The organism is Acinetobacter sp. R933-2 (assembly GCF_030325485.1).
Taxonomy (GTDB): Bacteria; Pseudomonadota; Gammaproteobacteria; order Pseudomonadales; family Moraxellaceae; genus Acinetobacter; species Acinetobacter sichuanensis.
Map to the genome: position 1 here is coordinate 370,675 of NZ_JACAIJ010000001.1, position 26,360 is coordinate 397,034.

The window sequence follows — 26,360 nt, forward strand, 5'->3', positions numbered from 1 at the left end:
TGCCTCACAAGTTCCTATCGTCTAGAGGCCTAGGACATCGCCCTTTCACGGCGGTAACCGGGGTTCGAATCCCCGTAGGAACGCCAAATTCAAAAAAGCCACTGACATATTCAGTGGCTTTTTTATTGCCAAAAATTTTTGATTTTGATGACAATCCGCTAAAATCAAAATAATAAAATATTTGTGGAGTTGTAATGCAGTATCGTTGCCCAAAATGTCAAAGCCCTAAAATTTTACCTGTTGCTGATGCACAAACCCCAGCAGTACGCCCTGTTGTACCTAAAAGCCTTGTTGTCTTAATTCCAGCAATTTTTGTTTTATTACTCTTGGTCATTATCAGTATTGCATTATGGTTATTTGGCGATGGCGCAGGTCAAACCCTACAAATTGCAACTGTGGTCGTTTTTTTACTTTGTGTTGTTGCAGGGATTTTTTTCTGGCGTGATCTGCCCGATTTTAAAATCTCCATGCAATCATTTATGAGTGCCAACAAACACTGGAAATGTCGTGAATGCCAGCACGATTGGCATATTTAATCTATAAAAATAAAGACTCACATCAACTTAATGTGGATGTGAGTGTCCAGAATCTTTTTGATCATGCGCTATATCAGGCTGATGTGAATGCACAGCACAAGCATCATCTTCGATTTGCAAAGTCATTTCAGTAATACCATGCTCATGACTAAGTAATTCTAAAGCTTCCTGATAAAGTAAGTTACGATCTGCTTTTGGTGCAAAAAGGTGAACCGTTAAATGGACATTTTTTGATGTAATCGCCCAGACTTTCAGTTGGTGAATATTCTCAACCCCTTTTAAAGCCAATAGATCTTGTCGCAATTTTTCAATATCAATTTCTTCAGGTACACCTTCTAACAAAATATTGATACTTTGCTTTAACAACACCCATGCTCGAGGTAAAACCCAAAAACCAATCAATACTGCAATAATGGTATCTAGCCATACCCATCCAGTGAAATAAATCAAGATCGCTGCGATAATCACACCCACCGAACCCAAAGCATCACTCAGAACTTCCAAATAAGCACCTTTGACATTTAAGCTGTCTTTAGCACTCGACATGAGTATTTTCATAGAAATTAAATTGATGATTAATCCTACAACAGCAACGGCAAGCATGCCTAAGCTTTGAATTTCAGGAGGATTGCTAAAACGTTGAAAAGCCTCATAAAGGATATAAATTGTAACCATAAACAACATAGATGCATTAAATAAAGCAGCTAAAATTTCAAAACGCTGGTAACCAAAAGTTCGCTTATCATCCGCAGGTAACTTACCCACTTTAATCGCCACCAAAGCAATCGCCAGTGCTGCTGCATCAGTAAACATATGTGCTGCATCAGACAATAACGCTAAACTTTGCGTTATAAATCCAGCAATCACTTCAATAATTAAAAAAGTGGTGGTGAGTATGAGTGCAAAAGTCAGTTTTTTTGCATTTTCTTCGGTAACGACTGCATGACTATGATCATGCCCATGATGCTCAGCCATTGATCTTCCTCAACTAAAATTCATATAGATAGATCTTTTTTAAACCACTTTGATTGTAGCGCTTCAATATTTAAAATAAACCATTTCCAATGATTAAATTTCAACCTTTTTCATTCATGTTCTTATTCACGTTTTTCTGGATAAATGAAATATAAGTCACTGATTTTTTAAATAAAAATTTAACCTTAAGTTGAATTTAAATAAAAAAATATTACAAAATAATAAGATATAATATTTAAAATCATATTTTTTATGATTTATTTTACAATTTTTTCTATTTAAATAAACTGATTAAATACCATTTTTAAGTCTCACTGCTTTATATAATGCACTTTAATTGATTGAATATTCAATCAATTTACATACCTTTTATCCTTTTATATAAAAACTCATACATTTATATATTGACAAATTACAATTTATTATTTGAAAAACATAAAAAAATAGATACATTAGACATATACAAACTAAATTTCTAGTTTGATATTTCATAGCTTTGTTAATGGATTAGCAAGGAGGTTTATATGTTAGTACATATTTTAAAACGCTTTTTGGGAAATAATTCATCACATTCAATTGCTCCAACCAATATGAAAGATGAGGTCTCAATTAAGCACCCATTACACGCTGCTTTAGCAGATGAACAAAATACTCGTAACATCATGTGGGGATACCTACGTGCGGCTTTACGTGGTGATCAAGAAGCCCAATATCAAATGGGATTGAACTATCTGAATGGTCAGTTCGGTTTAGATCGCAGTTATATTCATGCCGAAAAATGGCTTGAACAAGCAGCACACCAAGGTCACCCTTTTGCGAAGGAAGAACTTAAAAAAGCATATAATCAATTAGCATTTTCATAATCGTCATAAACCGAATTTAATTATTCTGATATGGGTCAATATCAAGGATAATTTAAGCAAAAAGTTTAAAATAAAAATATTATTCTCAATTTGGCAAAGCTTAATATAAGATTTGCCAAAAAAACATCTGAGAAAGCGAAAATATTATTTTTTTGCTTTCTCATATTTAATAACTTATTGTCTGGCGAGTACAATAAAATGGATTTTAATAAATTACATAATCATATAAAAAAATCTATTCTTTCTTATTTAGCAACACGTATTGCTCTACAAGCGCAGCATTTTTCTGGAGCCTTTTTAAGTTATCAACGTGCGAAATATTTTGAACATTTGTCTTTAAATAGCTTCTCAGCCATTTCTAATTTAAAACTTGAGGAAAATCAAGATAGCTATCAACGCAATGCTGTTTGGTATTTTTTAAATGCAGCCTTACAAGGCTATAGTACCGCACAATTTAAACTTGGTATGTTGTACTTAAATGGTCAGCTCGGTCTAGATTCGAACGAAATACAAGCTTTAAGATGGTTAAATTTAGCAGCAGATCAAGGTCATCTTGAAGCACAGCACGAAATTTCAAAAATAATACGACCTTCTTAAAATCATTATTTTGTGATGCTTACCATGATGATGCTAATAGATCATTCAAACTGATAAATTTCATATCATAAAAAACCAGCTCGAAGGCTGGTTTTTTTAATTTCAAAAGAAGGGATTAAACACCAATTTTGCGATACTTTTGACGTTTGGCAACAAGATCATCACCATCACGTTTGCGACGGTATTCTTCAAACTCGGCATAGTTACCTGTGAAGAATTCAGGTGTTTCACCTTCAAATGACAAGATGTGTGTTGCGATACGGTCAAGGAACCAACGGTCATGCGAGATCACCATCACAGTACCTGGGAATACAAGAATCGCATCCTCAAGTGCACGTAAGGTTTCGATGTCCAAGTCGTTTGATGGTTCATCGAGTAAGATCACGTTTGCGCCCATTTGCAGGATTTTTGCAAGTTGTAAACGGTTACGCTCACCACCTGACAACTGACCTACACGTTTTTGCTGATCCTGACCTTTAAAGTTAAAGCGACCAATGTACGCACGAGATGCAATTTCATATTCACCAATACGCAGGATATCCAGACCGCCAGAAACTTCTTCCCAAACAGTTTTGTTATTATCCAGCGTGTCACGAATCTGACCGACATAAGCGACTTTAACTGACTCACCCAACACCACAGAACCTGTATCTGGTTGTTGCTCGCCCGTCATCATACGGAATAGTGTGGTTTTACCTGCACCATTCTCACCCACGATGCCGACAATTGCAGCAGGTGGTACAACGAATGATAAATCTTTATAAAGCGTACGATCACCAAATGATTTGCTGATGCCTTCAACTTCTACAACCTTATTCCCCAGACGTGGACCAGGTGGAATATAGATTTCAGAAGTTTCGTTACGCTGTTGGAATTCACGTGAGTTAAGCTCTTCAAAGCGTTCCATACGTGCTTTGTTTTTCTTTTGCTGACCTTTGGCATTTGAACGAACCCATTCAAGTTCTTTTTTCAATGCTTTCGCAAAAGATTCTTCTTGCTTATTCTCTTGCTCTAAGCGGGCATTTTTCTGCTCTAACCAAGAAGAATAGTTACCTTGATAAGGAATACCCATACCACGGTCAAGCTCAAGAATCCACTCAGCTACGTTGTCTAAGAAATAACGGTCATGCGTAATCGCAACGATTGTACCCGCAAAATCTTTAAGGAAACGTTCTAACCAAGCAACAGATGAAGCATCTAAATGGTTCGTCGGTTCGTCCAGAAGCAACATGTCTGGCTTAGACAGCAATAAACGACATAATGCAACACGGCGACGCTCACCACCAGACAACTTAGATACATCTGCATCCCAAGCAGGTAGGTTTAATGCAGCCGCCGCTTGATCCATTTGATTCGATAAGTTGTGTGCATCCCACGCATGGATAATGGCTTCCAACTTTTCTTGCTCTTTTGCAAGTGCATCAAAGTCAGCATCTTCAGCCGCATATTCAGCAAATACTTCGTCAAGACGAGCCAAAGCATCCAATGGTTCACGTAAACCATCTTCAACGTTACCACGCACGTCTTTTGTTTCATCTAAAGGTGGCTCTTGCTCAAGGTAGCCGATTTTGATGCCCGGTTGAGCACGTGCTTCACCTGAGAAATCTTTATCTACGCCAGCCATAATACGGAGTAAGGTTGATTTACCTGCACCGTTTAAACCAAGCACACCAATTTTTGCACCTGGAAAGAATGATAAAGAGATGTCTTTTAAGATTTCGCGCTTAGGCGGAACCATTTTCGACACACGGTTCATCGTGTAAATATATTGGGCCACGCAGGACTCCTCAATAGAAAACCAAATGGTGGAGTTTGCATTCTGCTTTAAAATTCAAAGCATTTGCCAACTCCCTGCTCAATGAGCAAAAAATCAATCGCTGCATTATACGATGAAAGTCCTGAAAACATAAGGCATGTCATTCATATGGCATAGAATGTTACAACAATTCTTGTGCTTAAATTTAAAACAGAACCTGACCGACTGAACACTTTACATGATTTAATGACGGATAATTATCTATATGATTTTTTGTGATAAATATTCGCAATATTTGCGCTTTATTTCATATTCATAAATGCTAAACTGATTTTTATATTTAACTCACGAAGATGATATAACCATGACATATAAGGACGAAACCCTCGCCATTCACGCAGGCTATTCACCAGAAGCCACCACCAAAGCTGTGGCTGTGCCTATTTACCAAACCACTTCTTATGCTTTTGATGATACTCAACACGGCGCAGATTTGTTTGACTTGAAAGTTCAGGGCAATATTTATACCCGTATTATGAACCCAACCACTGCTGTTTTAGAGCAACGTCTTGCTGCACTTGAAGGGGGCATTGGGGCTTTGGCTTTGGCTTCGGGTATGTCTGCCATTACGTATTCAATTCAGACCATTGCAGAAGCAGGTGACAATATTGCATCGGTTTCAACACTTTATGGCGGAACTTATAATCTGTTTGCCCATACATTGCCTAAACAAGGCATTGAAGTTCGTTTCTTCGATTATCAAAATCCTGAAGCTTTACGTGGCTTAATTGATGAAAAAACCAAATTGGTTTTTGTTGAATCAATTGGTAATCCATTGGGCAATATCATTGACCTTGAAGCGATTTCAAAAATTGCCCATGAATACGGTGTACCTGTGATCGTAGACAATACCGTTGCTACACCTGCCCTACTCAAACCATTTGAACATGGTGCGGACATTGTGGTGCATTCATTGACCAAATATATTGGTGGTCACGGCAACTCGATTGGTGGTGCGATTGTAGACAGCGGTAAATTCCCTTGGGGTAAATATCCTGAACGTTTTAAAGTACTGAATACGCCTGATCCAAGTTATCATGGTGTCAACTATGTGGAAGCTTTAGGCGAAGCGGCATATATTGCACGTGCACGTGTGGTGCCACTACGTAATACAGGCGCTGCAATCAGCCCACTCAGTGTATTTTTAATTTTACAAGGTTTGGAAACACTGAACTTGCGTATCGAGCGTCATACCTATAACGCTCAGAAAGTCGCTGAATATTTAAAATCACATCCTAAAGTAAAATGGGTCAACTATGCGGGTCTGACGGATCATCCTCAGCATGCTTTGGCTCAAAAATATGTCAAAGGCAAACCATCAGGGATTTTATCCTTTGGTGTACAGGATGGGCGTGAAGGTGGAACTCGCTTTATTGATGCCTTGCAACTGTTCACTCGTTTAGTAAATATCGGTGATGCAAAAAGTCTGGCATGTCACCCTGCGACAACGACCCATCGCCAGCTCAATGAAGATGAACTCAAAGCTGCGGGCGTCAGCATTGATATGGTGCGCTTGTCTGTCGGGATTGAACATATTGATGATTTAATTGCAGATTTGGCACAAGCACTCGACAAAGTATAGTTTTCACACACTTAAAAGACCTGAACTCAGGTCTTTTTTGCTTTTTAGTCATACTCCATGTATGTTGATCATTCTATTATAAAAATTTAAAAAATAGAGCTTTTACTCTAAAAATTACTTTGTATTCATATATTTATTTATAGTGTTTCTTGTTTTTTCGGTTAAACTTGCCGCTCAATTTATTGATCACCCACCCATAATTTCATTGCATATTTAATTTACAGGGAAATAAATATGAATAAGAAACTACAACAGCTTTTCCAACAAAAAGTACAGGATAAAGTCGTTTTAATTACAGGCGCATCGAGTGGTATTGGATTGACTGTTTCAAAACAGCTTGCAGCAGCAGGAGCACATGTACTTTTAGTTGCGCGCACAGAAGAAACACTGAAAGAAGTCCAAGCCGATATTCAAGCCAATGGCGGAAAAGCTGATATTTTTCCATGTGATTTAAATGATATGGATGCAATTGATGCGGTATCTAAACAAATTATCGCCTCTGTAGATCATATTGATATTTTAATTAATAATGCTGGACGTTCAATTCGTCGTGCAGTACACGAATCTGTTGATCGTTTTCATGATTTTGAACGCACCATGCAGTTAAATTATTTTGGTGCTGTACGCTTAGTTTTGAATATTTTACCGCAAATGATGCATCGTAAAGATGGACAGATCATCAATATCAGTTCCATTGGTGTCTTAGCAAATGCGACTCGTTTTTCTGCTTATGTCGCTTCCAAAGCTGCTTTAGATGCTTTTAGCCGCTGTTTATCTGCTGAAGTACATTCACATAAAATTGCCATTACTTCTGTTTATATGCCTTTGGTGCGCACACCCATGATTGCACCAACCAAAATCTATAAATATGTTCCTACGCTTTCTCCTGAACAAGCAGCAGACTTAGTGGCATATGCGATTGTAAAACGTCCGAAAAAAGTTGCCACCCATCTTGGACGTTTAGCCTCTATTACTTATTCAATTGCACCAGATATTAATAATAAACTGATGTCGATTGGCTTTAATTTATTCCCAAGTTCAAGTGCTTCGGTAGGTAAAAAGGAAAAGTTAAATCTCGTGCAAAAAGCATATGCACGTTTATTTCCGGGCGAGCACTGGTAATATTCTTTTTCTTAAATCTAAAAAAAACCGCCTACAGGCGGTTTTTTTTGAAGCACATTAAGATCAAAGAAATTCGACTTTTCCTGTATTTACATCATAAATTCCACCAATAATACCCACTTCACCTTGCTCAACCATGGTTCTTAATACATCACTATTTTGTAAAATATAAGCAATATTATTTTTAACATTCGTCAAAGTAACAGCATGTACAAAATTAGAAGTTAACTGATACGTTGTCATTTCTTTATGTACAGTTTCAGCAGCTTGCATAATTGGTTTTAAAAAATACTGTACATTTGGTGTCTCTTTAACTTGTTTAATATCCATATTTTGTTGATACATTTGACATGCGGCAGTCACTGCGCCACAGTCAGTATGCCCCAACACAAGAATCAGCTTTGATCCTTTACTTTTACAAGCAAATTCCAACGATCCCAAAACCTTTTGCCCTGCAATATTACCAGCGATACGTAAACTAAATAAATCACCAATCCCCACATCAAAAATTCGTTCTGTTGGTGCACGTGAATCCATACAACCTAAAACAGCCGCAAATGGATGCTGACCAGACTGCGAAGTGACTTGAATCTGACGTGCAATATTGTGATGCAAACGCTCATGATTCACAAAACGCTGATTACCCTCTTTGAGCAACTGCAATACTTGCGATGGGGTCAACTGACGCTGTACCTCAGAGGTCGAAACATTGATATCCAGTTCCTCTTCTACAATTTCTGGATAATGCGATTTGAAACCAATCAATTTAAAATTAATTTGATGTTTTTGTGCTCTCTCATCTTTAAAATCTTTAATGACTTGATAAACATCAGGATCTATATAGTAAGTATTTGATGCATCAACAATAACCGTTTCACCATCCTGAATTTTATCTAAAGCAGAAACCAGTGCGGAACGATTTAAAAAACTAATATTCGGTGCAAGTTCAATACGGGTCAATTTACCATGTAAATGCGTTTCATGAATAATACGAACACCGCGCTTTAAATTATTTTTTAAAATAATCACAGCACTTAACACCAAGCCAATAATAATACCAACCAACAAATCTGTCGCAACAATTGCAACCACAGTGACAATAAATGGAAGAAATTGCTTCCATCCCTGTGAATATAAGCGCTTAAATAAATGAGGGCTTGCCAACTTAAAACCCGTTAAAATTAAGATCGCCGCTAAGGAAGAAAGTGGCACTAAATTAATCAGAGGGGTTAAAACTAACAGCGCTACAATCAACAAAACTCCATGAAAAATCGCAGAATTTTTGGTCTTTGAACCGCTGGTCGCATTGACTGAACTACGCACAATCACTGAGGTGATCGGCATACCACCAATCAAGCCTGATAAAGTATTACCAACACCTTGCGCCAATAATTCTCTATTTTGTGGTGAGGTACGTTTTTGCTGATCCATTTTATCGGCAGCTTCAAGATTAAGTAATGTTTCTAAAGAAGCAACCACAGCTAAAGTAATTGCTCCTGTATAAATCACACTATTATTCCAATAAGAAAAATCAGGAAAACTAAAAATTGTTTCAGTACCACTGATAATATTGGGTAAATGGATTAAATGTTCAGAACGTACAGCTAAACTTGAGCCAAATAAAGTAAATAAATAGTTCAATCCACCTGCTACCATCACTGCAAGTAATGCTGAAGGTAATGGCAGTTTTTTGAGTGGTGATTTGTCCCACAATAAAATAATTGCGATACTGATTAAGCCAATTAAACATGCGCCTGCATCAAATTTATTCAAAATGCTTTCAGTATTTGCAAGCCAACTCATTTTTAATAAGCTAATCTCCAAGCCAACCAAAATAGGAAATTGATTTAAAATGAGAATAATTCCAATCGCTGCTAACAATCCCAAAATAACATTTGTTGGAATAAAATTTGAAAATGTACCAACACGCAACACCCCAAAAACCATTTGTAGTATGCCAGCCAGTACAAGGCAAAATAGGAATGCTTGATAATTTCCATTTAAATGATCAAGTTGCGTCAATACAATAGCAGCCAAACCTGCGGCAGGTCCTGATACACTAATATGTGAGCCACTTAAAAAACCAACAACAATCCCCCCGATCACCCCTGCAATAATGCCTGAAATCAATGGTGCTCCAGAAGCACTGGCAATTCCTAAACATAAAGGTAAAGCAACTAAAAAAACAACTAATCCTGAAAGTAAATCACTCGGATAAAACTTCTTATTAACGCTAGATTCGTGACTCATTTTGTTCTCTATTGTTTAAGTCAAAATATATAAAATGTGTTTGTTCCATTGCAAAATTGATGACATAACAATGGCTATTTATTTTTAATTAATATGTTTAATCAAAATAAAACATAATTGAAAAATGCCCCCCTCTTTTCATTTATTTTATTTATTAATTTAACATTTTTTACTAAAAATTTGAATCACTTATCATTAAATTTTAAAGAATTAGTTTAGCTAAAATATAAAAAAGCCTCAAAAGAGGCTTTTTTATTTAACATTTTTTACACTACAGTTCTGTTACTTATTTAGAACCTTTAATGCCTGCTTGTAACAACAACGCACCTAAACCACCAATTTTATTTTCCTGTGGTTTTGCTACCTGAGGCTTTTTGTCATGACGTGGTGCTTTGTCTTTATTGTCATGGCGTGCATGTTGCGGACGATCACCTTGAGGACGTTTGCCCTGAGGTTTACGCTCGCCACGTTGTTCGCCATTAGCATTATTAAACTCACGCTTTTGACGTGGTGCTTTCGCTGGCGCTTCTGAACCTTCAGGACGCATCGACATATTGACACGATTACGTTCAGCATCCACAGTCAATACACGAACCTGAACAATTTGACCAGGTTTCACCACTTTATGCGGATCAGAAACGAATTCATTGGCAAGTTCAGAAATATGAATCAAACCATCCTGATGCACACCCACATCGACAAATGCACCGAAGTTCGTCACATTCGTGATCACACCTTCAAGCTGCATACCTTCGGTCAATTGGCTGACTTGGGTAATGTCTTCACGGAATTTTGCTGTACGGAATTCTGGACGTGGGTCACGACCTGGTTTTTCCAGTTCGCTTAATACGTCTTGAATCGTTGGTAAACCTACTGTTTCATCAACAAATTCTTCAGCATTGACCTGACGAATGATTTCAGTATTGCCAATGATGTCTTTCACTGTCGTCGCTTTCGCTTCAACAATCTTGTTCACTAAACCATAAGACTCTGGGTGAACAGAAGATGCATCCAATGGCTCAGAACCATCCTGAATACGCAAGAAACCTGCCGCTTGTTCAAAGGTACGCTCACCTAAACGAGGCACATTTTTCAATGCTTGACGATTATCAAAACGACCATTTTCTTTACGGAATTCCACAATTTGCTGCGCAATGGCTTTGTTCAAACCTGCGATATAACCCAAAATTGCAGGAGATGCAGTATTTACATCAACACCAACCGCATTCACACAGTCTTCAACCACTGCATCAAGTGTTTTCGCCAAATTGGTTTGGTTCACATCATGTTGATACTGACCTACACCAATCGATTTAGGATCAATCTTCACAAGTTCAGCTAAAGGATCTTGTAAACGACGTGCAATAGACACTGCACCACGAATCGAAACATCAAGTTCAGGAAGCTCAGCAGATGCTAATTCTGACGCTGAATACACTGACGCACCTGCTTCAGACACAGTCACACGAGTCATTTTCAGATCAGCATTTGCAGCCATCATTTCAGCGATCACAGCTTCAGTTTCACGGCTTGCAGTACCATTACCAATGGCGATTAAATCAACATTGTATTCACGGCAAAGACGAGCAAGTTCAGCAATTGAACCTTCTTTGTCTTCTTTCGGCGCAAATGGATAGATTGTGCTGTGTGCCAAAACATCGCCTGAGTTAGACACAACAGCCAGTTTCACACCAGTACGAATACCAGGGTCTACACCCAATGTTGTACGTGAACCCGCAGGTGCAGAAAGTAACAAATGACGTAAGTTTTCTGCAAAAACGTCCATCGCTTCTGATTCGGCAGCAAGACGTTTTTCAGTTAACAATGAATGCTCAATCGTTGGACGAGCTTTACCTAACCAAAATAATTTCGCAGTTTGTTTTAGGAAATCCTGACGAGATTGTGGCTGTACAGTCTCTAAATCATATTCAGTTTCAATACGTGTCAATGGTGCATTGTCTTCACCATCCACTTTTAAACCTAAAACATTTTCTTGACGACCACGGAGCATCGCCAATAAACGATGTGAAGGGACTTTATTTAAGTTTTCAGAGAAATCGAAGTAATCACGGAATTTTTTACCAACTTCTTTTTTCTCATCTGAAGCCACTAAGCTTTTTAGCACCGCAGTTTTTGCAAATGTTGCTTTTAGCTCTGTAGTCAACGCAATATTTTGCGCCCAATCATCAATAATAATGTGCTGAATGGCATCAAGTTGGCTTTCAACATCGGCATAATCTTCATGGCTAAAACCTGCCAATGCTTCAGTTGGATCCACATTTTCTGCAATAATTTTTTCAGCAATAGCACCAAGCCCTGCTTCTTTTGCTTTAAATGATTTACTGGTACGTTTTGGACGGTACGGTGCGTAAATTTCTTCTAATGCATTTTTTGTTTCTGCTGCATTCACACGTGCAAGTAGATCATCAGATAATTTGTTTTGTTCTTTTAACGACTCAATGACTTTTTCACGGCGTTCAAATAAATCACGTAAATAAACGAGTCGTGTGTCAAGTTGACGTAGTTGAATGTCATCTAAACCCTGCGTTACTTCTTTACGGTAACGTGCAATAAATGGAACACTAGAACCTTCATCAATCAGTTTAATGGCAGCTTCTACTTGGTTTGTTCGTACGGCAAGCTCACTTGCCAACTGCTGAACTAAGTCAGTCATCGTGTTTAATTCCACAAGGATAAGGACTAAAAGTTAGTGATTATAAAGACCAAGACCATAAAATCCACAATTGTTTTGCAAATTAGTAGTGAAAAAATTGATAAAAGGTCATATTTCTGGTTTTTTCATCGTGTAATCACATAATTCTGGCATTATTTTATCATCTATATTTTTATTTAATGTGACTGACAGCTTCGATTATTTCATTCTTTTTCGTTATTCTTGTCCAGAAAAGCAATTTTAAGCAGTTAAATCGTGGCAAAAGAGGCGATGATCTTGCATTTAAATGAGAAAAAATCTCATCTATAATCGTTTATTTTAGTGATATATTTCAATCATTCTTGTTTTATGAATATTTCCAATATCACAACACGGTTTCAGATGACAATAAAGTTTCAATTACATCCATTGAAAGAAATACTTATACTAAAATACTTGAAAATTTTGTTTGCAATAGATCACGTTTTTTATTTATAAACATAGAATCATTCTAAATATTGCTTGGTGTTGTTTTTTGGTTTAAAAACAGGCTTAGAATTGTAATTTTGAGCAAATTGATACATAGTCTTAACAAGAACTTAGGCATTATACTGAGATTACGATATTTATAATTTACAACATTAAGGGAGTGCATCATGAGTTTAGTTGTACCTGCTGAAAATACAGATGTCGTACAAAATGAAACTGACCGTGTCGAACGCATTTTAGTTGTCGATGATGATGTGCGTTTACGTACCCTTTTGCAGCGTTTCTTGGAAGATAAAGGCTTTGTGGTGAAAACAGCCCACGATGCCACTCAAATGGATCGTTTATTACAACGTGAATTATTTTCATTGATTGTTTTAGACTTCATGCTTCCTGTAGAAGATGGTTTAAGCATTTGTCGTCGTTTACGTTCATCTAACATTGACACACCGATCATCATGCTAACCGCACGTGGTAGTGACTCAGACCGTATTGCTGGCTTAGAAGCGGGCGCTGATGACTATTTACCAAAACCATTTAACCCAAATGAGTTGTTGGCACGTATTCGTGCAGTTTTACGTCGCCAAGTGCGTGAAGTACCAGGCGCACCAAGTCAAAATGTTGAAGTGGTTTCATTTGGTCCATGGTCATTAGATTTATCTACACGTACCTTGACGCGCGAAGGTCAGGTTGTGACTTTAACGACAGGTGAATTTGCTGTACTCAAGGCTTTAGTACAGCATCCACGTGAGCCTTTGACTCGCGATAAACTGATGAATCTGGCGCGTGGTCGTGAATGGGGTGCAATGGAACGTTCTATTGATGTTCAAGTATCTCGTTTACGTCGCTTGATTGAAGAAAATCCTGCACGTGCACGTTATATTCAGACGGTTTGGGGTGTGGGCTACGTCTTTGTTCCAGATGGTGCTGAATAAGTCACTCTGATTCATTGCTATGAGTCTATGTAAAAAAGTGCTGATCCTATTCTCTAGTTTGAATATCATCAGCATTTTTTTGCTTTTAGGTTGATCAATTTCTACCAATAACAATCATTATAGTTTTGCATTTGAGCAACTTTTTACCATTAGTTCATTACTTCTATCTAGCTTAAGTACTTTGATTTTATTTAATAAGTTAATTTTAACCAAGCTCATTTCTATTATTTTCAGTTTAGCTCTAGCTCATCTCAATCTTACGATTGGCTATCAATAATGGCTGAAACAAGCACAACCCAACATATTTGATCTTGACCTACACGCCACGTACATTACACTGAAATCAATCAAAATATTGCACAGCATTGGAATGCCACTGTGAAATTAGATCCAATCGACCCACAAGCTTTTTCAGAATTTTCTGCTTATCAAGAAAAGAAACGTACACCTTGGGAACGTTTCCTCGATAAAATCAAACCGCGTTCGGCAGCCATGCGCACAACAGTTTTGGTTTTATTTGTCGTATTTTTCAGTTTATTTATGTCTTTGTGGTTTTTTTGGAAAACCTTGTATTTACCTGAAATTCAACAACATGCACGTTTTTTAGCAGTTGAATTAGAAATGGTCAATAACCCACGTTTGCAGATTTATCATGATGAAGTTCAACTTGATATTGATGAATGGCTAAAACAGCGGGTAGGTGTTGAATACATCACTGATCCTAAAGAATATCCAAATGTAAAAGATAAAGTGATTGCTGACTTTTTTACTAATCGTATCGAGCATCAATTAGCACAAGAACTCGATATGAAAGATGTAACTGTGTATTTCCAATTTAAACCAAGCCCACGTATTTGGGTACAAACACCTGAAATGAATGGCAATTGGGTTCGTGAGCCATTAAAAACCTATGCAAATTATAGCCCTGAACTCATTTTAGGTTGGCTTTTGGGTATTCCACTCATTGCAGCAGCCATTATTTTGACCTTGGTTCGACAGTTAAATCGACCATTACGCCGTTTGCAAAATGCAGCAAATAGCTACAGTAAAACAGGAAAAGCGCCCTATCTGGAAACCAACCATGGACCTCAAGAAATTCGTGAAGTAAACCAAGCATTTAACCATATGATTTACACCTTGGAGCAAACTGAACGTGATCGTCAAATCATGCTCGCAGGGATTTCTCATGACTTGCGTACCCCACTGACACGTATTCGTTTAAGTGCTGAAATGATGCCTGACGAAGACTTTTTAAAAGAAGGCTTAATTTATGATGTTGAGGATATGGATGCAATTTTAAATCAGTTTATTTCTTATATGCGTGATGGTTCAGATGAAGAATTACAAGAAACGGATATCAACAGCCTTTTGCAAGAGCTCAGCATTCAGTTTAAACCTTTAGATATCCGTTTTACTCCACATGAAATTCCAACAATTACAGCCCGCTCATTATCGTTAAAACGTCTGATTGGTAACTTGATTAATAACTCAAAACGCTATGGAGCTGAACCGATTGAACTGGCTGCCTATGTAGAAGGTGAGCAAATTAAAATCAGTGTTTCAGATCATGGTGAAGGGATTCCTGAAGATCAAATTGCAGATCTGATGCAACCTTTTGTACGTGGAAATGCTGCAAGAACTGTACAAGGCAGTGGTTTAGGCTTGGCTATTGTAAAAAGAATTGTCGATATTCATCAGGGTCAACTCGATATTCACAATCGTTCAGAAGGCGGTTTACAGGCAATTATTTCCTTACCCATTTCCCCAGTAGAGCCAGAAGAAAATCCAAATCACAATCCAATTCAAAAGATTAAACAAACATTGAGTGATCGTTTTTAACTATTGCTCAATAAAGAAACACTTAGTATTGTTTGTTTAACAAACAGGTACTATTATTTCCTTTTAAAATAGCAACTTAAAAACCATCACCAAAATTTATACCCACATTTACTGAAAAAATTAGACCTTAGCATTAGAGGCATGCACAATTTACTTTTAGGGCGGTACAATCCGTCTAGTTTTGAACAAGAATTGAGCGTAAACCATGTCTTTAGATCGTATTCGTTTAGCATCTCTCCATGACAAAATCATGAGTGCAGAACAAGCTGCCACTTTTATCCAAGATGGTATGACAGTAGGTATGAGTGGTTTTACTCGTGCAGGTGAAGCGAAAGCTGTTCCTTTAGCGCTAGTTAAACAAGCCCAAACTAACCCGTTGAAAATCACATTAATCACGGGTGCAAGTCTGGGGAATGATCTAGATAAGCAACTAACAGAAGCTGGTGTGCTTGCACGTCGTTTGCCTTTCCAAGTTGATAACACTTTACGTAAAGCGATCAACAAAGGTGAAGTAATGTTCATCGATCAACACTTGTCTGAAACTGTTGAACAAATGCGTAATCTTCAATTGAAAAAGCCTGATGTTGCAGTCATTGAAGCTGTTGCGATCACTGAAGATGGTGGCATCATTCCAACAACTTCTGTAGGTAACTCTGCAAGTTTTGCAATTTTTGCTGAAAAAGTGATTGTTGAAATCAACACTAATTTAAGCCCTGCGTTTGAAGGCTTACACGATATTTATATCCCAACTTATCGCCCAACACGCCAACCAATTCCATTGACTCAAGTCGATGAGCGTATTGGTACACCTGCAATCAATATCGATCCAGCGAAAATCGTGGGTATCGTGATTAACAGCGAATACCATGATTCTCCATCAACTGTGACATTACCAGATGATGAAACTCAAGGTATTGCAAATCACTTGATCGCTTTCCTTGAAAAAGAAGTAGCTGAAGATCGTTTACCACCAAACTTAGGTCCATTACAAGCAGGTATTGGTTCTATTGCCAATGCGGTATTAACAGGTCTTAAAGATTCTAATTTTGAAGATTTAGTGATGTATTCTGAAGTACTGCAAGACTGTACTTTTGAATTAATCGATGCAGGTAAAATGAAGTTCGCTTCAGGTTCTTCGATTACACTTTCTGCTAAATATGGCGAAAAAGTATTTAATAACCTTGAGCAATACAAAGACAAACTTGTATTACGTCCACAAGAAATCTCAAACCATCCTGAATTGGTACGTCGTTTAGGTATTATTGGTATTAATACTGCATTAGAGTTCGATATTTACGGTAACGTAAACTCAACTCACGTTTGTGGTACCAAAATGATGAACGGGATCGGTGGTTCAGGTGACTTCGCACGTAATGCTCACCTTGCAATCTTCGTTACTAAATCAATTGCAAAAGGTGGCGACATTTCTTCTGTTGTTCCATTTGCTTCTCATATTGACCATGCAGAACACGACGTTGACATCCTTGTGACTGAACAAGGTCTTGCTGACTTACGTGGTCTTGCACCACGTGAACGTGCTCGTGCCATCATCGATAACTGTGCACACCCAATGTACCGTGATGCATTGAATGATTACTTTGATCGTGCATGTGAAAAAGGTGGTCAAACTCCTCATATTCTTCGTGAAGCGCTTTCTTGGCACTCAAACTTTGAAGAAACAGGTCATATGTTGACTGCACAAACTCAAGAGAAAAAATCTGCTTAAGATTTTCAGTTTTGAGTTGAAATAAAAAACGCCCGTGAGGGCGTTTTTTATTGCACAAGTAGGAGAAAATTTATATGCCCCTCTCTCTAACTCTCTCCCAAAGGGAGAGAGGACTTTTTCAATATTGATCAATCAATTATGCAACTTCACCGACTCGTACTTTCTTGTCAATAAACGCCACACTCGCCTGATCCTGACGAATCATATCCACCGCTTTTTCAGCAATCATAATGGCAGGTGCATTGGTATTGCCATTAACCACCGTTGGCATAATCGAGGCATCAACTACACGTAGGTTTTGAACTCCATAAACCCGTAAACGCGCATCAACCACCGCCATCTCATCCACACCCATCTTACAACTCCCGACAGGATGGTAAACCGTATCTGAACGCTCTCTGAGAATGTGGCGAATCTCTTCATCGGTTTGCACATCCGCAGTGAATAAATCTTTTTTAATGATGTCTTTGAATGCCTGTGAATGCATCAATTTTTGAGTCAGTTTGAATCCTTTGACCATTTCTTCCAAGTCAGACTCATCATTATAAAAATTAGGGTCAATTAATAATGGATCATCAATACTCGCACCACTGATTTTAATCGTGCCACGGCTTTTCGGATTGAGTAAACACACATGGCAAGAAATTCCATGTCCCATATGCATGGTCCGCGCATGGTTATCGACAAGTGCTACGACAAAATGTAACTGTAAATTCGGTAAAGTTTGTTCAGACGGACTTTTTAAAAAACCACCACACTCAGCAAAGTTAGTAGTAATGAGTCCCTTACGTTCCTTACGATAACGCTGAATCTGCCCCCATAAATCCATCGAACCTTTCAATGAAAGACCAAATGTGCCTGGGATGGCATCGACTTTATAACCAAAAATAAAGTCAGGATGATCGTGGAAATTTTTACCTACACCTGCCAAATGCTTTTTCACTTCAATGCCGTGTTGAGCCAATTCCTTCTGATCCCCCACCCCTGACAACATCAGAATTTGAGGCGATTGCATCGCACCTGCGCTCAGTAACACTTCACGGCGTGCATAAATCTGTTTCACTTGACCCGCTTGTTTATATTCCACACCAACAGCGACACCATTTTCAATCAAAATCCGTTGGGTCTGTGCATGAATTTCAACTGTTAAATTTTTACGTTCACGGTGCGGAAATAAATATGCACGTGCTGAACTACAACGTTCACCATTGATATGTGTGACCTGATAAACGCCTAAGCCCTCTTGTTCTGCGCCATTAAAATCATCTAAAATTTTATAGCCTTGCTCTTTTGCCGCAGCCAAATAGCGCGCTTGTAAAGGATTTTCACTTTGTAAATCGGTGACAGATAATGGACCCTCATTGCCATGATAGGCATTGTGAATACGCTGATTATTCTCAGATTTTATAAAATAGGGCAAAACTTCCTGATATGACCATCCATCATTGCCCAAGGCTGCCCAATGATCATAATCCTGTGCATTGCCACGGATATACACCATGGCATTAATCGCAGATGACCCTCCTAAGCACTTACCACGAGGCTGATAGCCCTTGCGTCCATTCAGTCCTTTTTGCGGTACCGTTTCAAATGCCCAATTATTGATCTTGGTGGGAATACTGATCACCGCTGCACAGGGCACTTCCACTTTCCAACCATCGCCTCCACCACCAACTTCAAGTAAACAGACCGAGACATTTGGGTCTTCCGATAAACGCCCAGCCAAAACACAGCCCGAACTGCCCCCACCAATGATGATGTAATCAAATTCCATTTTATTCACGTGATATCCTTGTTGTTTTAAATTTACGCTTTTTTTCATTATGCACATATTTGCTGTTTAAAGAATCATTTTAGCCGAACAATTCAACAATTATGATGATGTGCAACAATAATTTTTCGATTCATTTGTATAAAAATCACACTTATCATTGCCTGATTTTTCGATTAATCTGTAGCAAATAACATTAAAAAAACAAGAGGTCAGTACACCTTATGTTTATGATTCGTCAGTTTCAGGAAAATGATCTGGAAAATGTCATCGCCCTTTGGGAGCTCTGCGATTTAACCCGTCCGTGGAATAATCCTGAAATTGATATTTTCCGCAAAACAGCGCAGCAAGATGGCTTATTTTTATTGGCTGTCAAAGATGAGCAACTGATTGCAACCGTTATGGGCGGCTATGATGGGCATCGTGGTTGGGTGAATTATTTGGCAGTTCATCCACATGCACAGCGCAATGGTGTTGCAACTGCACTGATTCAACAATTGGAAAAACGTTTAATCGCACTCGGCTGCCCAAAGCTTCAGCTTTTGATTCGTAAAGAAAATATTGATGTACAAAGCTTCTATGAACAATTGGGCTATGAGGAAATTGAGGTGGTCTGTTTAGGCAAACGTTTGATTCAGGATTAAAATTTTAAATATCAAACTCAAGGCTACAACAAGAACATCAAATATTAATGTTGTCCTACTTTTTCAAAAAGCGCTTTTTCTTGACAGCTTTAAGCTTGCCAATGCGTAAAAAAATTGGAAACTCAACCTCAAATACACCTTCATATTGCTGAAGATGTTCTGCCAACTCTAAAAGAGGCTCATCTTGATTTTTTTGATGATAATGTTTAACAGCAGACCAAGTTGATAAATATTTCAAAAGCTGTGCAGATGACCACTGATATTGCATTTTAAATGCAGGTACAACGATTTCCTCAAAGGGAAATGGAATGGTCTGATATAACTCATCAATATAACGACGCTCCGCATCCCAATAAGAATGCAGCTTTTCTGTATAAAGCTTATGAATGAGTGCATTTACAGCCTCATGCTCAACATGAATTAAACCATACCCAATCACGGCAAATATGCCTTCTGGCTTTAAAGTACGCTGCACTTCTTGATAAAAATTTTTAAAATTAAACCAATGAATTGCTTGTGCCACACAAATCAGATCAAAACTTTGTTTAATAAAGTTTGTTTTTTCGGCAGACTGTACTTGGTAGCTGACATTTTCAAAATAAGGTGCATTTTGTAACTGCGTTGGACTAATATCCGTTGCCACAATATGATCAAAATAAGGGGCAAGTAATTGTGTAAACTGTCCCGAACCTGCACCACAATCCCATGCAAAGCTTTTTTCAGGGACGTGCTTAAGTACCTCTAATACAACTTCTTGAGGATAACTGGGTCGAGCCTGTTGATAGAGCTGACTATTATTGGAAAATAAATCTTTCATTTTTATATTGTGCGACATAGTTCTCATTTATTCACTAATATACACATCATAAAATTGAATATTGAGCATATTGTCTAACAATTCATTCCCTAAAATAGATGAATATGTAATCATAAAATTGAATATACCTGATTTAAAACCAGTCAGATGACTTCATAGTACAATTTTATTTTTACACATAGAATAAAAAAAGCCTCAAATAAATATTTGAGGCTTTTTAAAATATGGTGGCGAGACCCAGGATCGAACTGGGGACACACGGATTTTCAATCCGTTGCTCTACCTACTGAGCTATCACGCCGATGCCGTGTATTAAGCCGTATCTGTATGAATTAGTCAATAAAAATCATCAATTTTTTATTCGTTCGAGTATTTTTTGGGCAAAAAAAATCTCTGATGGGATCAGAGATTGAAAACACAAATACGTTTTGAATATGGTGGCGAGACCCAGGATCGAACTGGGGACACACGGATTTTCAATCCGTTGCTCTACCTACTGAGCTATCACGCCGATGGGGCGTATTAAACAATTTAAAGCATTTCACGTCAAGTCTATAAATGCATAAATTTATTCAATAGTCTATTTTTACAGCAATATTGAGTGTTTTTGAACTAAATTGATTAAAAAAGACCGTTATTCATAAGGCTCATTTAAAAAACTATAGTTTATTTAAGTGAGCAAGACAGCGATGAATAGCACCACAACCTGGTTCAAATTTTTTCGTTCCTTTTTCCTCTTCCATGCGACATACTTCAGCAACTAAACGCTCAGCAACACCTCGTCCACGATTTGCAGGATGAACCACGATATTTTCTAGAGTTTTACTTTCACCCTGTCCTGTACACCAAATTGCACCAATAATTTTGGTATTAAATTCTGCTGTGTAAAGTAGGGTATAATGAGCTAAGTTTTGCTCAAGTTGCTCAATAGCATCTTTACCATCTCCAAATTCGGGACTGGTATCATAAAGGCGCTCAAGTTGATCACGAACTTCTGCATTTTCTAGTGAAGTTTTAGCATGTACGGTAATAGGCATTGATTAACCCTCCTGAGCAATCTAATATGCTGTCACTTTCGTCACAGCGAAACATCTTTACATCAAACTTTTAATTTTTGACGTTTTTTGAGGAACGTGTCTATGGCACAACGTATCAGTGAAGTGGTAAGAAACACCAACGAAACCAAAATTCGAGTTCGAGTGAATCTTGATGGTACAGGTCAAGGCACGCTGAATACAGGCATTCCATTTTTAGACCATATGATTGATCAAATCAAGCGTCATGGTTTATTTGACATTGATATTCATTGTGATGGCGATTTAGAAATCGATGATCACCACACCGTTGAAGATTGTGGGATCACGCTTGGACAAGCTTTTGCTCAGGCATTGGGCGACAAAAAAGGTTTAAAACGTTACGGTCATTTCTATGCACCGCTGGATGAGTCATTAAGCCGTGTTGTAGTTGATCTGTCAGGTCGCCCAGGTTTATTTATGGATATTCCATTTACCCGTGCCATGATTGGTCGTTTTGACGTCGATTTATTCTCAGAATTTTTCCAAGGTTTTGTAAATCACGCATTGATGACGGTACACATTGACAATTTAAAAGGCAAAAATAGCCACCACCAAATTGAAAGTGTATTTAAAGCATTTGCACGTGCTTTGCGTATGGCGTGTGAAGTTGATCCACGTGCAGAAAATACTGTTGCTTCAACCAAAGGAACTTTGTAATGACCCGTATTGCCCTTCTTGACTATGGCATGGGAAATCTTCACTCCGCAGCAAAAGCACTTGAACATGTCGGTGCAACTGTAGATGTGACCAATGATCCAAAACTGATTGCTCAAGCAGACAAAATCGTATTCCCGGGTGTTGGTGCAATGCGTGACTGTATTCAAGGCATGCGTGAAGCAGGGATCGACGAAGTCATACATCAAGCTGCATTTAACAAACCTGTTTTAGCGATTTGCGTCGGTATGCAAGCACTGCTTGAGTCTTCTGAAGAAAATGGTGGCACTGCTGCTTTAGGTATTTTTGAAGGTGCTGTAAAGCATTTTCCTGAAATCGAAAATCTCAAAGTTCCACATATGGGATGGAATCAGGTGCATCAAGCCGATCCATCTCATCCGATGTGGAAAGATATTGAGCAGGATGCACGTTTCTATTTCGTACATAGCTATTATGTTGAACCCAAAGATCAAAGCTTAGTGGCTGCAACTTGTGATTATGGCTTACAGTTCTGTACTGCAATCCATAAAGAAAACCTGTTTGCGACCCAGTTCCATCCTGAAAAAAGTCATACCGCAGGTTTGCAATTGCTGAAAAACTTTGTGGAATGGAAGATTTAAATTTGAGTTAATTTGAACTGAGCCAAGATAATTTGGCTCAGTTTAAGCCAAAATTTCATCGAACAATTAAAATCTTAATTTGATTTATTTTCTTTTTTGTTTACCATTTAATCAGATTTAAAACAAAACATACGTTTAAATTTTAAAAATACATTTTCTATCGATCTCAATTGAGTAAATAAAATGAATAATAACATTCAATCTAGCGACTCAGGTCTGAGCGCTAACGGACGCTTTGGGCGTTTATCCTATCTTGCGTGGAATATGCTGCTTGGCTTCTTCGTCATGTTTTGCTGCGTACTTATCGCGATCATCATGCCAAGTATGATGGCAAATATGGCTTCAGGAACAGGTCCATCTATAGGACTGATTTTATTCTTTATTCTCATCTATGCTGTGATGCTATATTTCATTGTTATATTTACAATTCGCCGCTTACACGACTTAAATAAATCAGGCTGGTTATCTCTGATTTTCCTCATTCCTGTCATTAGCTTGTTTTTCTGGATCTATATTTCTTGTGCTAAAGGCGATGAAAGACGTAATAATTATGGTCAACCAAGAGAAACTCGAGGCTGGGAAAAAGTATTAGGCTGGATTTATATCATTATGATTCCACTTAGCCTTATTTTAACGGTTGCTGTAGCAATTCCTGCTTATCAAAGTTATGTCAAAAATACAGAAGCACTACGTATGCAGTTGGAACAAATGCAACTAGAACCAACCGCTGAATATTCAGAATAATACAGCATCAGCATCAGCATCAGCATCAGCATCAGCATCAGCATCAATATTTTTCATTTGAATAAAAAATCAAGCCAAGACATTTGGCTTGATGAATATACGAATCTGCCAATTTTCTTTTTATCATCATTCAATATATGAGGTTATACCGATTCTATTTATCTTTCATAAATGATTACTTAAATCCTTCAGGGCTTAATGATTCGACTCATTTTTCGTTACAAAACCACCCTCTAAAGGCTCAACACTGATTTTAATCTCGGCTTTTAAGTTTAAAGCAGCATAACGTTGCTTAATTTCATTCAACAATTGTTCCATAGTCGCCTGACTCAAATCTAACTCTGATTCAGCATAGGCTTTGTCCACTAATTCCTCACGGTCTTGTTGCTTGCTTTCATTCCAACGTTCAGTCATTCCAATCAAACGTGCCAACTCAATTAAACTCTGTGCACTAGACGGTGTAGAGCTTTGTAGCCACTTACTCATCGTTCCTTTTGAGGTCTCTAGAACATTAACAATATCACTCGCTTTAATATTTTTATCTTGGATCAACTGCTTTAAACGTTTTGCGCCTTCTATTAAAAGATCATCATCTTTTTCAGCCATAGCTGTTCTCCCAATTACTCAGCTCACAAAGCTACCACCTTTTGTCTAAGTTTGTTATAACAATACGATGATTTTTTTAATATGCTGAGTAACAGTGAATCCTCTTACTTCCCCCCTTCCAAGCAAAGAAGACATTCAAAAATTACCTCGGTTTCAAAATTTAACCATCAAAAATATTGTCGTGATTGGCTCATTACAACAATGCCAAACAATTGAAAATGAAATTAAAAATGCTGAAATTTTAGGTTTTGACAGTGAATCCAAACCGACATTTAACAAAGGTGAAATTCAGACGGGACCGCATTTGATTCAACTCGCAACTACTGAAAAAGCTTATTTATTTCAGGTTTCAGCAGAAATTCTACTGTTTTTAAAACCCATATTGGAAAATCCAGACCAAATCAAAGTGGGTTTTGGCTTAAAAAATGATGCGCATTTATTCCGAAAAAAAGGCATTGAATTTAAAAATATTGTTGATTTATCCAAATGCTTTTCTAGTTTTGGCATCAAAAATCCTGTCGGGATTAAAAATGCAATGGCGCTTTTATTTCAGGTGAATTTTCCAAAAAGCAAAACCATCAGCACCTCCAACTGGGCACGTAAAAGCCTCACCCAACCCCAAATCGAATATGCCGCAGCCGATGCTTATGCGCCTGTACTTATTTTCAAAGAATTACAACGTTTGGCAATAATCCATTGAATAGCCGTATTTAGCTGAATAAAAGCGCAAACTATCACTTAGAAAATGATCAAGTTTTTGCTAAGATGAGCCTCATTAAATTTTGATGAGATTAGGCAAGGAGCGAAAGCATGCTGATCATCCCTGCGATTGACCTGAAAGATGGCAAATGTGTCCGTTTAAAACAAGGTCGTATGGAAGACGATACCGTATTTTCTGATGATCCAGTGGCAACTGCACAACATTGGGTAAATGAAGGTGCTCGTCGTTTGCATCTAGTGGATTTAAACGGTGCTTTTGCAGGTACGCCAATCCATAAACCTGTGGTTGAAGCGATTGCCAAAGCTCAGCCTGATCTTCCGATTCAAATTGGCGGTGGGATCCGTTCTTTGGAAACCATTGAGCATTATCTTGATGCTGGCGTGTCTTTTGTCATTATTGGTACAAAAGCTGTGAAAGAGCCTGAATTTGTTGAAGAAGCATGTAAAAAGTTTGCAGGTCGCATCATTGTCGGCATTGATGCCATCAATGGTATGGTTGCAACCGATGGTTGGGCAAATGTGACTGATGTCAAAGCGACAGATTTGGCAAAACGTTTTGCTGATGCTGGTGTTTCAAGCATCGTTTATACCGACATTGCCCGTGATGGCATGATGCAAGGTGTTAACGTTGAGCAAACTGTACATCTTGCTGAGTTCTCAGGCTTACCTGTGATTGCGTCAGGTGGTGTAACTAATCTGGATGATGTCCGTAATTTACGTGGTAAAGCAGGTATTTTAGGTGCGATTACAGGTCGTGCGATTTATGAAGGGACTTTAAATCTTCGTGAAGCACAATTACTTTTAGATGATCAAGGTCTATAAGTTAAGCCATTTAAAATGATATAAAAAAGAGAACTTTAGGTTCTCTTTTTATTATGCAATCTACTGCCCAATCAGAATATTATGCCAAAGTATTTTCAAAATGCTGCATCTGAATTTTTTCTGCTAGAAATGGTTTCATGGCTAAAAACCACTGTTTAAATTCTTCAGTTTTCATAAATACGTCAGTATGTGCTTCTAGACTCATCCAGTAAATTTGTAAAATATACTGTTGCTTATTTTCAATACCACGAATCAATTTAAACTTTTCACACGCTTCTGCATGTCGGAAAATATCTGAAAGCTCATAAAACTTCTTTTCAAATGCATTTTGTTGCCCTTCAATAATATGAAAGATAGCTTGTTCAATCACCATGCTTATTCTCCTTATTTAGCGACGATTATCCAAACATAAAAACATGACGATAGATAGACTATAAATTATGATCTTAACCTTAAAATATTGTCTATTTCCAATATTACGCTATCACAGATCTATTGCAGAATAA

Annotated in this window: 23 protein-coding genes and 3 tRNA genes; 15 read left to right on the forward strand and 11 right to left on the reverse strand. The window is 37.8% G+C overall.

All coding sequences use genetic code 11. From position 1 onward, the window contains the following. Positions 1-10 precede the first annotated feature (10 nt). Both HX005_RS01865 and HX005_RS01870 read left to right on the forward strand, forming a co-directional pair. Positions 11-86, forward strand: a tRNA-Glu gene (locus HX005_RS01865). A 108-nt stretch (positions 87-194) separates the two neighbouring features. Continuing rightward, the gene (locus tag HX005_RS01870; protein WP_107007173.1) at positions 195-536 is read left to right on the forward strand and encodes a hypothetical protein; all 342 of its coding nucleotides are present in this window, start codon (positions 195-197) and stop codon (positions 534-536) included. Between the two features lie 27 nt (positions 537-563). Here HX005_RS01870 and HX005_RS01875 read toward each other — a convergent pair whose 3' ends face one another. Further along, positions 564-1,511 carry a cation diffusion facilitator family transporter gene (locus HX005_RS01875; protein WP_286376097.1) on the reverse strand — a complete coding sequence of 316 codons (948 nt, stop codon included), beginning with the start codon at positions 1,509-1,511 and terminating at the stop codon, positions 564-566. Between the two features lie 524 nt (positions 1,512-2,035). On the opposite strand from HX005_RS01875, the gene HX005_RS01880 reads away from it, so the two are divergent. Next, positions 2,036-2,374 (forward strand): SEL1-like repeat protein, encoded by a 339-nt coding sequence (locus HX005_RS01880; RefSeq protein ID WP_107007175.1) that lies wholly within the window; start codon positions 2,036-2,038, stop codon positions 2,372-2,374. A gap of 198 nt (positions 2,375-2,572) precedes the next feature. Next, complete coding sequence (locus HX005_RS01885; RefSeq protein ID WP_107007176.1) at positions 2,573-2,971, forward strand: tetratricopeptide repeat protein; 399 nt, start codon at positions 2,573-2,575, stop codon at positions 2,969-2,971. Positions 2,972-3,086: 115 nt separating this feature from the next. On the opposite strand, the gene ettA is transcribed toward HX005_RS01885, so the two are convergent. After that, a complete protein-coding gene (gene ettA, locus HX005_RS01890) occupies positions 3,087-4,748 on the reverse strand; it encodes an energy-dependent translational throttle protein EttA (protein ID WP_107007177.1) in 1,662 nt (553 codons plus the stop codon). Positions 4,749-5,091: 343 nt separating this feature from the next. Here ettA and HX005_RS01895 point away from each other — a divergent pair, with 343 nt between their 5' ends. Together HX005_RS01895 and HX005_RS01900 are read left to right on the forward strand one after the other, a co-directional pair. Beyond that, on the forward strand, positions 5,092-6,369 hold the full coding sequence (locus tag HX005_RS01895) for an O-acetylhomoserine aminocarboxypropyltransferase/cysteine synthase family protein (RefSeq protein ID WP_107007178.1): 1,278 nt from the start codon (positions 5,092-5,094) through the stop codon (positions 6,367-6,369). Positions 6,370-6,603: 234 nt separating this feature from the next. Beyond that, the gene (locus HX005_RS01900) at positions 6,604-7,491 is read left to right on the forward strand and encodes an SDR family NAD(P)-dependent oxidoreductase (protein WP_107007179.1); all 888 of its coding nucleotides are present in this window, start codon (positions 6,604-6,606) and stop codon (positions 7,489-7,491) included. A 63-nt stretch (positions 7,492-7,554) separates the two neighbouring features. On the opposite strand, the gene HX005_RS01905 is transcribed toward HX005_RS01900, so the two are convergent. Both HX005_RS01905 and HX005_RS01910 read right to left on the reverse strand, forming a co-directional pair. After that, on the reverse strand, positions 7,555-9,741 hold the full coding sequence (locus tag HX005_RS01905) for a solute carrier family 23 protein (protein ID WP_107007180.1): 2,187 nt from the start codon (positions 9,739-9,741) through the stop codon (positions 7,555-7,557). Between the two features lie 286 nt (positions 9,742-10,027). Beyond that, positions 10,028-12,415, reverse strand: coding sequence for a Tex family protein (locus HX005_RS01910; protein WP_286376098.1), 2,388 nt, complete (start codon positions 12,413-12,415; stop codon positions 10,028-10,030). A 635-nt stretch (positions 12,416-13,050) separates the two neighbouring features. On the opposite strand from HX005_RS01910, the gene ompR reads away from it, so the two are divergent. From ompR to scpC, 3 genes are all read left to right on the forward strand, one after another. Then, positions 13,051-13,815: an osmolarity response regulator transcription factor OmpR gene (gene ompR, locus HX005_RS01915; protein WP_107007182.1), complete on the forward strand. Its 765-nt coding sequence runs from the start codon at positions 13,051-13,053 to the stop codon at positions 13,813-13,815. A gap of 378 nt (positions 13,816-14,193) precedes the next feature. Further along, positions 14,194-15,654, forward strand: coding sequence for an ATP-binding protein (locus HX005_RS01920; protein ID WP_286376099.1), 1,461 nt, complete (start codon positions 14,194-14,196; stop codon positions 15,652-15,654). A 205-nt stretch (positions 15,655-15,859) separates the two neighbouring features. Continuing rightward, on the forward strand, positions 15,860-17,380 hold the full coding sequence (gene scpC, locus HX005_RS01925; protein WP_286376100.1) for a succinyl-CoA:acetate CoA-transferase ScpC: 1,521 nt from the start codon (positions 15,860-15,862) through the stop codon (positions 17,378-17,380). 136 nt (positions 17,381-17,516) lie between these two features. Here the strand turns inward: scpC and HX005_RS01930 are convergent, their stop codons facing one another. Further along, positions 17,517-19,154 (reverse strand): GMC family oxidoreductase, encoded by a 1,638-nt coding sequence (locus HX005_RS01930; RefSeq protein ID WP_502872713.1) that lies wholly within the window; start codon positions 19,152-19,154, stop codon positions 17,517-17,519. Between the two features lie 221 nt (positions 19,155-19,375). Between HX005_RS01930 and HX005_RS01935 the strand changes: the two genes are divergently transcribed. Beyond that, positions 19,376-19,795, forward strand: a complete 420-nt coding sequence (locus HX005_RS01935; protein WP_107007185.1) for a GNAT family acetyltransferase — start codon at positions 19,376-19,378, stop codon at positions 19,793-19,795. A gap of 55 nt (positions 19,796-19,850) precedes the next feature. Here the strand turns inward: HX005_RS01935 and HX005_RS01940 are convergent, their stop codons facing one another. The 4 genes from HX005_RS01940 to HX005_RS01955 form a co-directional block, all read right to left on the reverse strand. Beyond that, entirely contained in the window at positions 19,851-20,612 is a 762-nt protein-coding gene (locus HX005_RS01940) for a class I SAM-dependent methyltransferase (protein WP_286376179.1), read from the reverse strand. 225 nt (positions 20,613-20,837) lie between these two features. Next, positions 20,838-20,913: transfer RNA gene (locus HX005_RS01945), tRNA-Phe, on the reverse strand. Between the two features lie 134 nt (positions 20,914-21,047). Beyond that, positions 21,048-21,123: transfer RNA gene (locus tag HX005_RS01950), tRNA-Phe, on the reverse strand. A 148-nt stretch (positions 21,124-21,271) separates the two neighbouring features. Beyond that, positions 21,272-21,649, reverse strand: a complete 378-nt coding sequence (locus HX005_RS01955) for a GNAT family N-acetyltransferase (RefSeq protein ID WP_107007187.1) — start codon at positions 21,647-21,649, stop codon at positions 21,272-21,274. Between the two features lie 102 nt (positions 21,650-21,751). On the opposite strand from HX005_RS01955, the gene hisB reads away from it, so the two are divergent. The 3 genes from hisB (at position 21,752) to HX005_RS01970 (ending at position 23,706) form a co-directional block, all read left to right on the forward strand. Continuing rightward, positions 21,752-22,345 carry an imidazoleglycerol-phosphate dehydratase HisB gene (hisB, locus tag HX005_RS01960; protein ID WP_107007188.1) on the forward strand — a complete coding sequence of 198 codons (594 nt, stop codon included), beginning with the start codon at positions 21,752-21,754 and terminating at the stop codon, positions 22,343-22,345. Continuing rightward, entirely contained in the window at positions 22,345-22,962 is a 618-nt protein-coding gene (gene hisH / locus HX005_RS01965; protein ID WP_107007189.1) for an imidazole glycerol phosphate synthase subunit HisH, read from the forward strand. Before hisB ends, hisH begins: the two co-directional genes overlap by 1 nt. Before the next feature lie 183 nt (positions 22,963-23,145). After that, positions 23,146-23,706 carry a DUF805 domain-containing protein gene (locus tag HX005_RS01970; RefSeq protein WP_286376102.1) on the forward strand — a complete coding sequence of 187 codons (561 nt, stop codon included), beginning with the start codon at positions 23,146-23,148 and terminating at the stop codon, positions 23,704-23,706. A gap of 195 nt (positions 23,707-23,901) precedes the next feature. Here HX005_RS01970 and HX005_RS01975 read toward each other — a convergent pair whose 3' ends face one another. Then, complete coding sequence (locus HX005_RS01975) at positions 23,902-24,312, reverse strand: transcriptional regulator (RefSeq protein WP_286376103.1); 411 nt, start codon at positions 24,310-24,312, stop codon at positions 23,902-23,904. A 94-nt stretch (positions 24,313-24,406) separates the two neighbouring features. Here HX005_RS01975 and HX005_RS01980 point away from each other — a divergent pair, with 94 nt between their 5' ends. Further along, positions 24,407-25,012: a 3'-5' exonuclease gene (locus HX005_RS01980; protein ID WP_286376104.1), complete on the forward strand. Its 606-nt coding sequence runs from the start codon at positions 24,407-24,409 to the stop codon at positions 25,010-25,012. Positions 25,013-25,122: 110 nt separating this feature from the next. Further along, positions 25,123-25,854: a 1-(5-phosphoribosyl)-5-[(5-phosphoribosylamino)methylideneamino]imidazole-4-carboxamide isomerase gene (hisA, locus tag HX005_RS01985; protein WP_107007193.1), complete on the forward strand. Its 732-nt coding sequence runs from the start codon at positions 25,123-25,125 to the stop codon at positions 25,852-25,854. 79 nt (positions 25,855-25,933) lie between these two features. On the opposite strand, the gene HX005_RS01990 is transcribed toward hisA, so the two are convergent. Next, on the reverse strand, positions 25,934-26,227 hold the full coding sequence (locus HX005_RS01990) for an antibiotic biosynthesis monooxygenase family protein (RefSeq protein ID WP_107007194.1): 294 nt from the start codon (positions 26,225-26,227) through the stop codon (positions 25,934-25,936). Positions 26,228-26,360 lie beyond the last annotated feature (133 nt).